This window comes from Nonomuraea sp. 3-1Str (genome assembly GCF_031570565.1).
Lineage (GTDB): Bacteria > Actinomycetota > Actinomycetes > Streptosporangiales > Streptosporangiaceae > Nonomuraea.
In genome coordinates this window covers 219,138-232,767 of record NZ_JALHBK010000002.1, presented here as the reverse complement: position 1 = coordinate 232,767, position 13,630 = coordinate 219,138, and the positions used below count along the sequence as shown (strand labels likewise).

General features: G+C 68.4%; 9 protein-coding genes, 1 tRNA gene and 1 pseudogene. 9 read left to right on the top strand and 2 right to left on the bottom strand.

Annotated elements, in window-relative coordinates; translation table 11 throughout:
• Window positions 1–247: 247 nt before the first annotated feature.
• From dnaA to MTP10_RS04765, 9 genes and pseudogenes are all read left to right on the top strand, one after another.
• Entirely contained in the window at window positions 248–1,828 is a 1,581-nt protein-coding gene (dnaA, locus tag MTP10_RS04805) for a chromosomal replication initiator protein DnaA (protein WP_310707765.1), read from the top strand.
• A gap of 526 nt (window positions 1,829–2,354) precedes the next feature.
• On the top strand, window positions 2,355–3,494 hold the full coding sequence (gene dnaN, locus MTP10_RS04800) for a DNA polymerase III subunit beta (protein WP_310707764.1): 1,140 nt from the start codon (window positions 2,355–2,357) through the stop codon (window positions 3,492–3,494).
• 42 nt (window positions 3,495–3,536) lie between these two features.
• Window positions 3,537–4,481 (top strand): annotated as a pseudogene (gene gnd / locus MTP10_RS04795) (phosphogluconate dehydrogenase (NAD(+)-dependent, decarboxylating)); the annotation flags it as partial.
• 91 nt (window positions 4,482–4,572) lie between these two features.
• The gene (recF, locus tag MTP10_RS04790; RefSeq protein ID WP_310707763.1) at window positions 4,573–5,802 is read left to right on the top strand and encodes a DNA replication/repair protein RecF; all 1,230 of its coding nucleotides are present in this window, start codon (window positions 4,573–4,575) and stop codon (window positions 5,800–5,802) included.
• Entirely contained in the window at window positions 5,792–6,289 is a 498-nt protein-coding gene (locus tag MTP10_RS04785) for a DciA family protein (protein WP_310707762.1), read from the top strand. The genes recF and MTP10_RS04785 overlap by 11 nt, the downstream gene beginning before the upstream one ends.
• Window positions 6,290–6,685: 396 nt before the next feature.
• Window positions 6,686–8,608, top strand: coding sequence for a DNA topoisomerase (ATP-hydrolyzing) subunit B (gene gyrB / locus MTP10_RS04780; protein ID WP_397334423.1), 1,923 nt, complete (start codon window positions 6,686–6,688; stop codon window positions 8,606–8,608).
• A gap of 33 nt (window positions 8,609–8,641) precedes the next feature.
• On the top strand, window positions 8,642–11,149 hold the full coding sequence (gene gyrA, locus MTP10_RS04775) for a DNA gyrase subunit A (RefSeq protein ID WP_310707760.1): 2,508 nt from the start codon (window positions 8,642–8,644) through the stop codon (window positions 11,147–11,149).
• Between the two features lie 3 nt (window positions 11,150–11,152).
• On the top strand, window positions 11,153–11,863 hold the full coding sequence (locus MTP10_RS04770; protein WP_310707759.1) for a DUF3566 domain-containing protein: 711 nt from the start codon (window positions 11,153–11,155) through the stop codon (window positions 11,861–11,863).
• Window positions 11,864–11,992: 129 nt separating this feature from the next.
• Window positions 11,993–12,066, top strand: a tRNA-Ile gene (locus MTP10_RS04765).
• Window positions 12,067–12,293: 227 nt separating this feature from the next.
• On the opposite strand, the gene MTP10_RS04760 is transcribed toward MTP10_RS04765, so the two are convergent.
• A complete protein-coding gene (locus MTP10_RS04760; RefSeq protein WP_310707758.1) occupies window positions 12,294–12,860 on the bottom strand; it encodes a carboxymuconolactone decarboxylase family protein in 567 nt (188 codons plus the stop codon).
• Window positions 12,857–13,456 (bottom strand): helix-turn-helix domain-containing protein, encoded by a 600-nt coding sequence (locus tag MTP10_RS04755; RefSeq protein ID WP_310707757.1) that lies wholly within the window; start codon window positions 13,454–13,456, stop codon window positions 12,857–12,859. Before MTP10_RS04755 ends, MTP10_RS04760 begins: the two co-directional genes overlap by 4 nt.
• Window positions 13,457–13,630 lie beyond the last annotated feature (174 nt).

The following is a 13,630-nucleotide window of genomic DNA, read 5'->3' as shown; positions in this document are numbered from 1 at the left end:
CAGTATGTGCACCCAGGTGCCACTAGGCTGTGGACAACGTCTTGTACACAGCCTGTGCACATAGCTACTGTCGGCCACTCCAGGGCCATGTGCGGCTGTGGACATCCTGTGGATCACCTGTGGAGATCCTGGGTATCGCGCGCGGTTCCCGGGCTGTGGACGGACGGGGTCGACCGTCACGCGGACGGCACCCGGGTGTGGATAACAATCGCGGGGGGCCGCGAAAAGGAAGGAGGGGAGTGGCGCCATGAACGCTGCCGAGCTCGCCACGGTCTGGTCCAGGGCTCTGGGCAACTTCATCAACGAGAACGTCCCCGTCCAGCAGCGCACGTGGCTGTCCATGGTCCGCCCGATCGCCGCGGCCGGCGACACGATCGTGCTGGGCGTCCCCAACGACTTCCTCAAGGACCTCATCGAGGGCAAGCTGCGCCAGCCGGTGACGACGGCACTGTCGCAGGAGCTCGGCAAGGCCGTGCGGCTGGCCGTGATGATCGACACGACGGCCCCCGAGCAGCCTTCCGGCGAGACTCATCAACAGCCTGTGGGCAATGGTTATCCCCAGGGTGTGGATCAGCAGCTGCGTTTCCCACAGCCCCCGTCGTCCCAGCATTACGCCGTTTCGGAGCCCCCGCAGTTCTATTCTCCACAGGCGGAGCCGGCTCAGTCATCCACCGAATATCCACAGCCTGGCTTCACTTTTGAACAGGCCCAGCCGTACACACCGCCTGTGGAGAAAGCGCCGGAACCGCCGCCGAACCGGTGGGAGGCGAAGAGCACAAAGCCCAGCGAACCGGCCAGACTCAACCAGAAGTACACATTTGAGACATTCGTCATCGGGGCCAGCAACCGGTTCGCACACGCCGCGGCTGTGGCCGTGGCCGAGTCCCCCGCGAAGGCGTACAACCCGCTCTTCATCTATGGCGACTCGGGGCTCGGCAAGACGCATCTCCTGCACGCCATCGGCCATTACGCGCAGAGCCTGTACGACGGCGCGCGGGTGAGGTACGTGAGCTCGGAGGAGTTCACCAACGACTTCATCAACAGCATCCGCGACCACAAGGCCGACGGCTTCCGCGGGCGCTACCGCGCGATCGACATCCTGCTGGTGGACGACATCCAGTTCCTGGAGGGCAAGGAGCAGACGCAGGAGGAGTTCTTCCACACCTTCAACACGCTGCACAACGCCAACAAGCAGATCGTCATCTCCAGCGACCGGGCGCCCAAGCAGCTCATCACGCTGGAGGACCGGCTTCGCAACCGGTTCGAGTGGGGCCTGATCACCGACGTCCAGCCGCCCGAGCTGGAGACCCGCATCGCCATCCTCAGGAAGAAGGCGATCCAGGAGGGCCTGGCCGCGCCGCCCGAGGTGCTGGAGTACATCGCGAGCCGCATCTCCACCAACATCCGCGAGCTCGAGGGCGCCCTGATCAGGGTGACCGCGTTCGCCAGCCTCAACCGGCAGGGCGTCGACCTGCAGCTCGCCGAGGTGGTGCTGAAGGATCTGATCACCTCCGAGTCGGGCCCGGAGATAACGATCGCGACCATCATGGCCAAGACCGCCGAGTACTTCGGCATCAGCATCGACGACCTGTGTGGCAGCTCGCGCAGCCGGGCGCTGGTGAACGCCCGGCAGATCGCGATGTACCTCGCCCGCGAGCTGACGGAGCTGTCGCTGCCGAAGATCGGCCAGCAGTTCGGCGGCCGCGACCACACGACGGTGATGCACGCGGAGCGCAAGATCCGGTCCCTCATCGCGGAGCGCCGGTCGATGTACAACCAGGTCAATGAGCTGACAATGCGCATCAAACAGACCACCAGCGGGTCCTGAGCAGTTATGCACAGCCTGTGGATAACACTGTGGACCAGGGGAAACGCGCACGGACGGCCGTCAGCCGCCCCACAATGCCCGGAAATTTCGCCCACAAGGGCTGGGGATAAAGCTGGGGACATCCTGCGGATAACTTGGGGACAACCTGTGGATGTCCTGTGGACGCCCTGTGCACAGTCATCTGAGGCCGCGCGAACAGGCGGTTTACCCCGTGGATAACCGGTGGAAACCTTGTGGATGACCGGTGGATGAACACCCCCTGGTCTGGGGACAACGTGTGCACAACTTTTCGTCATCCCCAGGCGGCGAAGTTGTCCCCAGGCGTCACCCACAGGGGCGGTGGATGAAAACAGGCGGCCTGAGCAGCGGAAACGCCGGTTGTCCACAGTATCCACACCCCCTAGTGTGATGACCACTTATCTCATCTAGAAAGAACTCAAGACCCATAGAAGGGTTCTCCCGGACCGGAGGTGCGGGAGGCGAGACACTTTGAAATCTCAACGAGGCACCCAGGAGGCTGATCACGGTGATGTTCCGAATCGAGCGAGACGTCCTCGCTGAGGCGGTGGCATGGACGGCGCGCAGCCTTCCCGCCCGCCCGTCGGTGCCCGTGCTCGCCGGCATGCGCATGGAGGTGACCGACGAGCAGCGGCTCAAACTCTCCGGCTTCGACTACGAGGTCTCCGCCCAGGTGACGCTCGAGCTCCAGACCGGCGAGCCGGGAGTCGTCCTCGTCTCCGGCAAGCTCCTCGCCGAGATCACCCGCTCCCTTCCCGCACAGCCTGTGGACTTCGTGGTGGACGGCGCCAAGGCGGTCGTCACGTGCGGCAGCGCGCGATTCACACTCCTCACCATGCCTGTGGAGGACTACCCGACGCTCCCGGCCATGCCGCCGGCCGCCGGGCGGGTGGGCAGCGACGTGTTCGCCTCCGCCGTCGCGCAGGTCGCCGTCGCCGCCGGCCGTGACGACACACTGCCGATGCTCACCGGCGTCCGCATGGAGATCGAGGGCGACCTGGTCACCCTCGCCGCGACCGACCGCTACCGCCTGGCCGTGCGCGAGCTGAAGTGGCAGCCCGGCCAGCCCGACATCTCGGCCGTCGCGATGATCCCCGGCAAGACCCTGGCCGACACGGCCAAGGCCCTCGGCTCGTCCGGCGCCGAGGTGGAGATCGCGCTCAGCTCGGCCGGCGGCGCCGGCGAGGGCATGATCGGCTTCTCCAGCGGCGGCCGGCGCACCACCACGCGCCTGCTCGACCCCGAGTTCCCCAAGTACCGCTCGCTGCTGCCCACGGAGTTCTCCGCGCGCGCCGACCTGTCCACAGGCCCGTTCGTCGAGGCGGTCAAGCGCGTGGCCCTGGTCGCCGAGCGCAACACCCCCGTGCGTCTCGCGTTCAGGAGCGGCGAGGTCGTGCTGGAGGCCGGCAGCGGCGACGAGGCGCAGGCCGTCGAGGTGCTGCCCGTGGACTACGAGGGCGAGGAGATGAACATCGCCTTCAACCACCAGTTCCTGCTGGAAGGGCTGGGTGCGATCGACTCCGACGTGGCCCGGCTGCAGATGACCACGTCCACCAAGCCCGCCATCCTCACCGGGGGCAAGCCGGTGGACGGCGACGGCGCTCCCGACTACCGTTACCTGATCATGCCGATCCGCCTGTCAGGCTGAAGCTGACATCAGGGATGATGGAAGCCTGACAAGGGGGTAGAGCAAATGCAGATCGGCATGATCGGGCTCGGCAAGATGGGCGGCAACATGGCCGAGCGCCTCCGGCGCGGTGGCCATGACGTCGTCGGATACGACCACAACCGCGAGGTCAGCGATGTGGGCAGCCTGAAGGAGCTGGTCGAACGGCTGGAGGCGCCGCGCGCGGTCTGGGTGATGGTCCCGGCGGGCAAGCCCACCCAGCAGACGATCGACGAGCTCGGGCGCCTGCTCAGCGAGGGCGACATCGTCGTCGACGGCGGCAACTCCCACTACGTCGACGACCAGAAGCACGCGGCTGAGCTGGCCGAGAAGGGCATCGGCTTCGTCGACTGCGGCGTCAGCGGCGGCGTCTGGGGCCTGGAGAACGGCTACGCGCTCATGTGCGGCGGCGACAAGGCCGCCGTCGGCCACCTGATGCCCGTGTTCGAGACGTTGAAGCCGGAGGGCGAGGACGGCTTCGTCCACGCGGGCGACGTCGGCGCGGGCCACTTCGCGAAGATGGTCCACAACGGCATCGAGTACGGCATGATGCAGGCCTTCGCCGAGGGCTGGGAGCTGCTGGAGGCGTCCGACGTCGTCAAGGACGTGCGCGGCTCGTTCAGCAGCTGGCGCACCGGCACGGTCATCCGGTCGTGGCTGCTGGACCTGCTCGTACGCGCCCTCGACGACGACGAGCGCCTCGACCAGCTCCGCGGCTACGCCCAGGACTCGGGCGAGGGCCGCTGGACGGTCCAGGCCGCCGTCGACCACGCGGTGCCCCTGCCCGTGATCACCGCGGCGCTGTACGCGCGGTTCGCCTCGCGGCAGGACGACTCCCCCGCGATGAAGGTCGTCGCCGCGCTGCGCAACCAGTTCGGCGGCCACGCGGTGACCGCGGCCGAGGGCTCCACCGAGAAGGGCGCGGACGCGCCCGGCGCCGACGTCACCCCGCCGCGCGAGGCGCAGTAGGACCTTCCGCGTCAGGCTCGTCCCCCAGGTTTTCCACAGGTGGGCAAGCCGGTTGCCCACGTGACCGGCGTGGCCCACTAACCTTCGTGGGGTGCACGTCGCCCACCTGTCGCTGACCGACTTCCGGTCCTACGCCTCCGTGGAGCTCGGCCTGGAGCCGGGCGTTACGGCGTTCGTCGGACCCAACGGCCAGGGCAAGACCAACCTGGTTGAGGCCCTCGGCTACGTCGCGACGCACTCCAGTCACCGGGTGGCCACCGACGCGCCCCTGGTGCGGCAGGGGGCGAGCCGGGCGATCGTGCGCTGCGCCGTCCACAGGGACGACCGGCGGGCGCTGGTGGAGCTGGAGATCAACCCGGGCCGGGCCAACCGCGCCCGGCTCAACCGCTCGCCCGCGCGGCCGCGCGACGTCATCGGGCTGCTGCGGACGGTGCTGTTCGCCCCGGAGGACCTGGCGCTGGCCAAGGGCGACCCGTCGGAGCGCCGGCGCTTCCTCGACGACCTGCTGGTGGCGCGGGCGCCCCGGTTCGCCGGAGTGCGGGCCGACTACGAGCGGGTGCTCAAGCAGCGGGGCGCGCTGCTGCGCACGGCCGCGCAGGCCCGCAGAGGCTCCAGGAGCCCCCGTAAGGCCGAGGGCGACTCCGGGTTCGCGGCGGCGGGCGCCGGCGACGTGACGGCCACCCTGGACGTCTGGGACGCCCATCTGGCGCGGCACGGCGCGGAGCTCCTCCAGGCCCGCCTCGATCTGGTCGAGTCGCTGCGCCCGCTGGTCGCCGGAGCGTACGCCGCGCTCGCCCCCACGAGCGCCCCCGCGACCCTCGACTACCGCAGCACGTTGTCCACAGGCGGGGACGGCGCGGAGGACGAAGTCGCCGGTGAGCGGGGATCTTCCGATGCGCAGACGTTATCCACAGACTTGGGGAAAACCCTTGAGGAGCGGATGCGGGAGCGGCTGCTGGAGGTCCGCCCGGCCGAGCTGGAGCGCGGCGTCACGCTCGTCGGCCCGCACCGCGACGACCTCGTCCTCGGCCTCGGCGACCTGCCCGCCCGCGGCTACGCCAGCCACGGCGAGTCGTGGTCGTTCGCGCTGGCGCTGCGCCTGGCCGCGTACGATCTGCTGCGCGCCGACGGCGGCGACCCGGTCCTGATCCTCGACGACGTCTTCGCCGAGCTCGACGGCCAGCGCAGACGCCGCCTGGCCGAGATCGTCGCGCCCGCCGAGCAGGTGCTGATCACCGCGGCCGTGCCCGACGACGTGCCGCCCGAGCTGGCCGGCGCCCGTTTCGACGTCGCAGAGGGGAGCGTGACCCGTGTCCGTTGACGACAACCCCACCGCCCGGGGCGCCGCCATGGCGAGGGAGAAGCTGGCCCAGGCCAAGGCCGACGCGGCCAAGCGCGGCCAGCTCCCCCGCCGTGAGCCGCGGCGCAGGGCGGCCGGCCCGCGCCGGGAGGGCGGAGATCCCCAGCTTTTCGGCCGCGCCATCCGGGACCTGCTGGCCGAGCGCGGCTGGGAGCGGCCGGCGGCCGTCGGCGGCGTGTTCGGGCGCTGGGCCGACATCGTCGGTCCCGACCTGGCCGCCCACACCAAGCCGGAGGGGTTCGAGGACGGCGAGGTGCTGATCGCGGCCGACTCCACGGCGTGGGCCACCCAGGTGCGGCTGCTCGCGCGCACGCTGCTGCGACGGCTCAACGAGGAGCTGGGCGAGGGCACGGTGACGAAGGTCAAGGTCAAGGGACCGCAGCACGGGCCGCGTCAGGGCGGCCTGCGGGTCACGGGGAGCCGCGGCCCGGGCGACACGTACGGCTGAGCGGGCGAGGGCGGAGGACCGGCCCGCGACCAGCCGTACGCGATCGGGAACGGAGAGCGGACAGGCGCGGAAAACCGATCAGAAGCCCGCAGGAGCGATGACCCCGCGCCCATGGGGGGGAAGGCTTGCGCGGGGGGTCAACGAGCGACAGGGCAATACAGGGGCGTTCAATGCCACCTTGGGCGCTCGGACCCGGTAGAATGAAAGCGGATTCCGGACACGTCCGCTTGCGTGTCACCCCCGGCGCGCCATGCGACGTCGACTCCCCCGGGTGACCAGCGCAACGGGGCACTCACGACGGTGACGGGCACGGCAGGGGCAGCTGGGCAAGAGAGCGCCTCCCTGCCGCGTGTCCGCGGCAGGAGGATTTGGGACTTGTCCTACGACGCTAGCTCAATCACCGTACTCGAAGGGCTTGAGGCGGTTCGCAAGCGCCCGGGTATGTATATCGGATCGACCGGTGAGCGCGGTCTGCACCACCTTGTCTACGAGATCGTGGACAACGCGGTGGACGAGGCACTCGCCGGTCACGCGGACCGCATCGACGTCACGCTGCTGGCCGACAACGGCGTCCGGGTCGTCGACAACGGGCGTGGCATCCCCACGGGCATCCACCCTGTGGAGAAGCGCTCCGCGGTCGAGGTGGTGCTCACCACGCTCCACGCGGGCGGCAAGTTCGACGGCAAGTCGTACGCCGTTTCGGGTGGTCTGCACGGCGTGGGTTCCGCCGTGGTCAACGCGCTGTCCACAGCCATGGACGTCGTGGTCAAGCAGAACGGGCGCGTTCACCGCCTGAGTCTCGTCAACGCCAAGCCCGTCGCCCCTCTGTCCACGGACGAGGAGACCGACGAGACCGGCACCGAGGTCACTTTCTGGGCCGACCCTGACATCTTCGAGACCACCACCTGGAACTTCGAGACGCTCTCGCGCCGCTTCCAGGAGATGGCCTTCCTCAACAAGGGTCTGACGATCACGCTGGCCGACGAGCGGCCCGACCACGTCAACGGCGAGCCCGTCGTGGTCGAGTACCGCTACGACGGCGGCCTGTCCGACTTCGTCACCCACCTCAACTCCAAGAAGGAGCCGGCGCACGCGTCGGTCATCGACTTCGAGGAGCACGGCGACGGCGTCTCCGTCGAGATCGCCATGCAGTGGAACAACTCCTACTCGGAGTCGGTCTACACCTTCGCCAACACCATCAACACGGCCGAGGGCGGCACCCACGAGGAGGGCTTCCGCGCGGCGCTGACGTCCATCGTCAACCGCTACGCGCGCGAGCAGAAGTACCTCAAGGAGGGCAAGGACGACAACCTCTCCGGTGAGGACGTCCGTGAGGGCCTGACCGCGATCGTGTCGATCAAGCTGGCCGACCCGCAGTTCGAGGGCCAGACCAAGACCAAGCTGGGCAACACCGAGGCCAAGTCGTTCGTGCAGAAGGCCTGCAACGACCATCTGCGCGCGTGGTTCGAGCGCAACCCCGGCGAGGCCAAGGACATCATCAACAAGTCGCTGCAGGCCGCCAGGGCGCGCCTCGCGGCCCGCCAGGCGCGCGACCTGACCCGGCGCAAGTCGCTGCTGGAGTCGGGCAGCGGCCTGCCCGGCAAGCTCGCCGACTGCCAGTGGAACGACCCCGACAAGTGCGAGCTGTTCATCGTCGAGGGCAACTCCGCGGGCGGCTCCGCCAAGGGCGGCCGGGACTCCCGCTTCCAGGCGATCCTGCCGATCCGCGGCAAGATCCTCAACGTCGAGAAGGCCAGGGTCGACAAGGTCCTGCAGAACGTCGAGGTCCAGTCGCTGATCACCGCGCTGGGCACCGGCGTCCACGACGAGTTCGACATCAGCAAGCTGCGCTACAGCAAGCTGATCCTGATGGCCGACGCCGACGTCGACGGCCAGCACATCACCACGCTGCTGCTGACGCTGCTGTTCCGGTTCATGCGGCCGCTGATCGAGGGCGGCCACGTCTACCTCTCGCAGCCGCCGCTGTACAAGATCAAGTGGGACCGGAAGGGTGAGGACGCGTCCTACGCCTACTCCGACCGGGAGCGCGATGCGATCATCCAGGAGGGCATCGCCCGCGGCAAGCGCGACCCGCGCGCCCACGACGGCGTCCAGCGGTTCAAGGGTCTCGGCGAGATGAACGCCAACCAGCTGTGGGAGACCACCATGAACCCCGACAGCCGCATCCTGCTGCAGGCCACCCTCGACGACGCCGCCCAGGCCGACGAGATGTTCAGCGTGCTCATGGGTGAGGACGTCGAAGCACGCCGGGCATTCATCATCCGCAATGCGCGAGATGTCCGTTTCCTGGACGTGTAGCGACAGCCGTACCTCAGAAAAGGATCTTCACACGTGACGGAAGTGAACACTCCGCCTCCACCGTCGCCCGAGCGCATCGAGCCGGTCGACATCCAGACCGAGATGCAGCGCAGCTACATGGACTACGCGATGTCGGTCATCGTCTCGCGTGCGCTGCCCGATGTGCGTGACGGCCTGAAGCCGGTGCACCGGCGAGTGCTGTACGCGATGTACGACGGCGGCTACCGCCCCGACCGCGGGTACTTCAAGTGCTCGCGCGTCGTCGGTGACGTCATGGGTTCGTACCACCCGCACGGCGACACCTCGATCTACGACGCGCTCGTGCGGCTGGCGCAGCCCTGGTCGCTGCGTCACCCGCTGGTCGACGGCCAGGGCAACTTCGGCTCCCCGGGCAACGACGCGCCCGCGGCGATGCGCTACACCGAGTGCAAGCTCGCGCCCATCGCCATGGAGATGCTGCGCGACATCGACAAGGAAACCGTCGATTTCCAGCCCAACTACGACGGCCGCTCCCAGGAGCCCGTCGTCCTGCCGGCGCGCTTCCCCAACCTGCTGGTCAACGGCTCGGGCGGCATCGCGGTCGGCATGGCCACCAACATCCCGCCGCACAACCTGCGCGAGGTGGCCGAGGCCGTCAAGTGGGCGCTGGAGAACCCGGAGGCGTCCGAGGAGGAGCTGCTCGAAGCCGCCATGGCGCGCGTCAAGGGCCCCGACTTCCCGACCAGCGCGCTGATCGTCGGCCGCCGGGGCATCGAGGACGCCTACCGCACCGGCCGTGGCTCGATCACCATGCGGGCCGTGGTGGAGGTCGAGGAGGACAACAAGGGCCGGCACGCCCTCGTCGTCACCGAGCTCCCCTACCAGGTCAACCCGGACAACCTCGCCCTGAAGATCGCCGAGCTGGTGAAGCAGGGCAAGGTCACCGGCATCGCCGACGTGCGCGACGAGTCGTCGTCGCGGGCCGGCCAGCGTCTGGTCATCGTGCTCAAGCGCGACGCGGTCGCCAAGGTCGTGCTCAACAACCTGTACAAGCACACCCAGCTCCAGGACACCTTCGGCGCCAACATGCTGGCCCTGGTCGACGGGGTGCCGCGCACGCTGCGGCTCGACCAGTTCATCTCGTACTACGTGCTGCACCAGGTCGAGGTCGTCGTCCGGCGTACCCGCTTCCTGCTGCGCAAGGCCGAGGAGCGTGCCCACATCCTGCGGGCGCTGCTCAAGGCCCTGGAGCGGCTCGACGACGTGATCGCCCTGATCCGCGCGTCCGAGTCGGCCGCCGCCGCCCAGCAGGGCCTCATGGGCATGCTGGACATCGACGAGATCCAGGCGCAGGCCATCCTCGACATGCAGCTGCGCAAGCTCGCCGCACTGGAGCGCCAGGCGATCCAGGACGAGTACGACCACCTCATGGCGCAGATCGCCGACTACCAGGACATCCTGGGCTCCGAGTCGCGGCAGCGGCAGATCGTCGGCGACGAGCTCAGCGAGGTCGTGGCCCGCTTCGGCGAGGACCGGCGTACCGAGATCACCGCCTACGACGGCGACATGTCCATCGAGGACCTGATCGCCGAAGAGGACATCGTCGTCACCATCACCCGCGGCGGCTACGCCAAGCGCACCCGCACCGACCTCTACCGCGCGCAGAAGCGCGGCGGCAAGGGCGTGCGCGGGGCACAGCTGCGGCAGGACGACATCGTCGACCACTTCTTCGTCACCACGACCCACCACTGGCTGCTGTTCTTCACCAACAAGGGCCGCGTCTACCGGGTCAAGGCGTACGAACTGCCCGACTCCGGACGTGACGCGCGTGGCATGCACCTGGCCAACCTGCTGGCCATGCAGCCCGACGAGACCGTCATGGAGGTCCTCGACCTGCGTGACTACGACGTCGCCCCGTACCTCGTGCTCGCCACCCGCAGCGGCCTGGTCAAGAAGACCCGCCTGTCCGAGTACGACTCCCCCAGGTCCGGTGGCCTCATCGCCATCAACCTGCGTGAGGACGACGAGGTCATCGGCGCCCGGCTGGTCTCCGAGGAGGACGACCTGCTGCTCGTCTCCAAGGGCGCGCAGGCGATCCGCTTCACCGCCTCCGACGACGCGCTGCGCCCGATGGGCCGCGCGACCAGCGGCGTCATCGGCATGCGGTTCCTCGATGGCGACGAGTTGCTCGCCATGAATCGCATGGCCGACGGCCAGCACGTGCTTATCGCGACCAAGGCTGGGTACGCCAAGCGGACCCCAGTTGAGCAGTATCCGGTTCAAGGTCGTGGCGGTAGAGGTGTGCTGACTGCGAAAATCGTAAGCTCCCGTGGCAAGCTGGTCGGAGCCGTCATGGTCAACCCAGAGGACGAGGTCTTCGCGATCACGTCCGCCGGTGGGGTGATCCGGACGAGTGCCGGCGAGATCAAGCAGTCCGGCCGCCAGACCATGGGAGTGCGTTTGATGAACCTCGCCGAAGGCGACAGTGTGGTTGCCCTCGCCCGCAACGCCGAGTCTATGGAGGCTGCGGTGGACATCGAGGAAGACGGGGGAGGAGAGTAAGTCATGAGCGCCCAGGGTGGTAGCCCCAGCGCGAGGACGAAGGCGGCTCGGGACAACGGGCAGAAGCCGAAGAAGTCCGCCGAATCCGAGACCTTCGACAAGCCTGAGGAGGACAACGCGACGGCCGTGCACCCGATGCCGACCGCACCGCCGTCCTCCTCGGCCCCGCCCGCGGGGGCCAAGCCGGCACCGGCCGGCCCCAAGCCCGCGCCCGCGGACCAGCATGACGGCAGGGGGGCGTCTTCGGGCATCCGGCCGTCACTGACGTCGGAGGCGCCGCCGCAGCTGGAGCTGTCGTCGTCGAAGAAGAAGTCCTCCTCGTCGGGAGCCCGGCTCCCCCGCAAGGCCCACCTGGTGCTGCGCCGCATCGAGCCGTGGTCGGCCATGAAGTTCAGCTTCGTGGTCTCGCTCGTCTGCTTCGTGGTCCTGTTCGTGGCAGTCGCCGTGCTGTACGGCGTGCTGTCCGCGCTGGGCGTCTTCGACTCGATCGTCGACCTGGTCAACCAGCTCGGCCAGGGCGAGCAGGGCCAGACGGCGCTGCCCATCGACATCGCCTCATGGTTCGAGCCGGTCCGCATCCTGGGCTACACCGCCCTGATCGGAGCGGTCAACGTCGTGCTCATCACCGCCCTCGCCACGCTGGGGTCCGTCATCTACAACGTCGCCTCCGACCTGGTGGGCGGCGTCGAGGTGACCTTCAGCGAGGCCGAGTAGGCCGTGCCGCTCGCGCCGCCCCGGGCCAACGGGTGCGGCGCGAGCACGGGCGCGGACACGGTAAGCTTTTCCTCGTTCGAGCAACCGGTTCGCGTCGGTAAGGCCGATGCGATACGGTGCGGTGTGCGCGGGGCTATAGCTCAGTCGGTTAGAGCGCTTCCCTGATAAGGAAGAGGTCCCAGGTTCAAGTCCTGGTAGCCCCACCTAGTTAGAGCAGCTCAGAGGCTAGATCCCATGATTGTGGATCTAGCCTTTTTGATCGTTTGCCCGTCATTTGACCGTGGCTGCTGGCCTCGTCGTCCGGTTCAAGGCGTTCAAGATAGTTCTCTTGATCAAGGGCACTGCTGGGGGCCTGGCCTGTGGCACGGAACACTCCGCGCTCTGGCGTCGCCGGGTTCGCCGGGACGACGCCGGGCCAGCATGGGAACTGTCAGACTGCCGCCTGCTCTCGGGTCCATTCCTGGTCCTGCCAGGCGGGGTCGAGTGGGGTATGGGCGATGTGGTTGGTGTAGTTCGACAGCGTCTTCATGCCGACGCCGAGCACGATGTCCAGCACGTTCCGGCGGGTGTGGCCGGCGGCCAGGAATGCCTCGATCTCGGCCTCGTCCACCCAGCCACGCTGGGCCACCACCGCGCGGGTGAGCCGGCGGACCGCCTCCAGCGCCTCGTCGGCGACGGGCTTGCACGTTCGCAGGGCCTCGACGACCTCGGCCGGTACCCGCGCACGCAGCGCGAGGGTGGAGTGCGCGGCCACGCAGTACTCGCAGCCGTTCTCCACGCTGGCCGTGATCAGCACCACCTGCTTGGCCGCCAGGGACAGTGACGACTTGCCGAACTGCTCGGCCAGCGCGTTGTAGCCCGCCAGCAGTTCCGGCGACTCGGCCATCACGCCGTTCAGCGTGGTCACGAACCCCATCCGCTTCTTGGCCGCCTCCAGCATCGGCCGGGCTGCCTCGGGGGCATTGCTCTCGTCGTAGGTGCGGAAACCGTTCATCATCTCTCCTCGGTAGTGGTGAAACCATCAAGTACGGCGCGCACGCCCGCCAGCAGGACGGCCGCCTCGGCGCCGGCTCGCGAGCGCAGGTTGACCGCGTAGGCCTGCAGGGCCAGTGCCTCGGCGGCCGCATCCACGTCCAGGTCGGTGCGGAGCTGGCCGTCGGCTCGGGCGGTCTCCAGCGCGGTCCGCATTGCCGCCTGGAGTGCGTCGTGGTGGCGGTTCAGAATTTCGCGGATCTCGGGAAGATCACCGCCGGTCGTCGCATGAGTGTTGGTGACCAGACATCCCCACCGGGCGTGCTCGCCCGAGCACCGGGCCGCCACCAGCCGTTCGAAGAACGCGGCGATGGCCGGCACGCCGCGGGTGTCGGCGGTCAGGGCGTCGAACACCGGCCGTGACTGCCGTTCCAGATAGCGGCCCAGCGCAGCCGCGTGCAACTGCGCTTTGCCGCCGAAGGTCGCATACAGGCTGGAGCGGCTGAGCCCGGTCTTCTCCACGATCTCGGCGATGCCGGTGGTGTCGGCCCCGCGCTGCCAGAACAGGCTCACCACCTGGTCCAGAACCACGTCCGTATCGAAGTGCTTGATGTCGGGCATCTCGCCATCTTCCATCTTGGAACGACTAGTCCAAGATAGAAGGTGGCGAAGGTCGGCGCAATCCCTTGTAGCGGTTCTCCCGGTGTCACGCCGGACATGGCAGCGCACGAGGGCATGGGAGGGCGCCACTCAGACAAAGGTTGGGCGGCAGTTGGCCGTCTGGTCGGGAGGGGA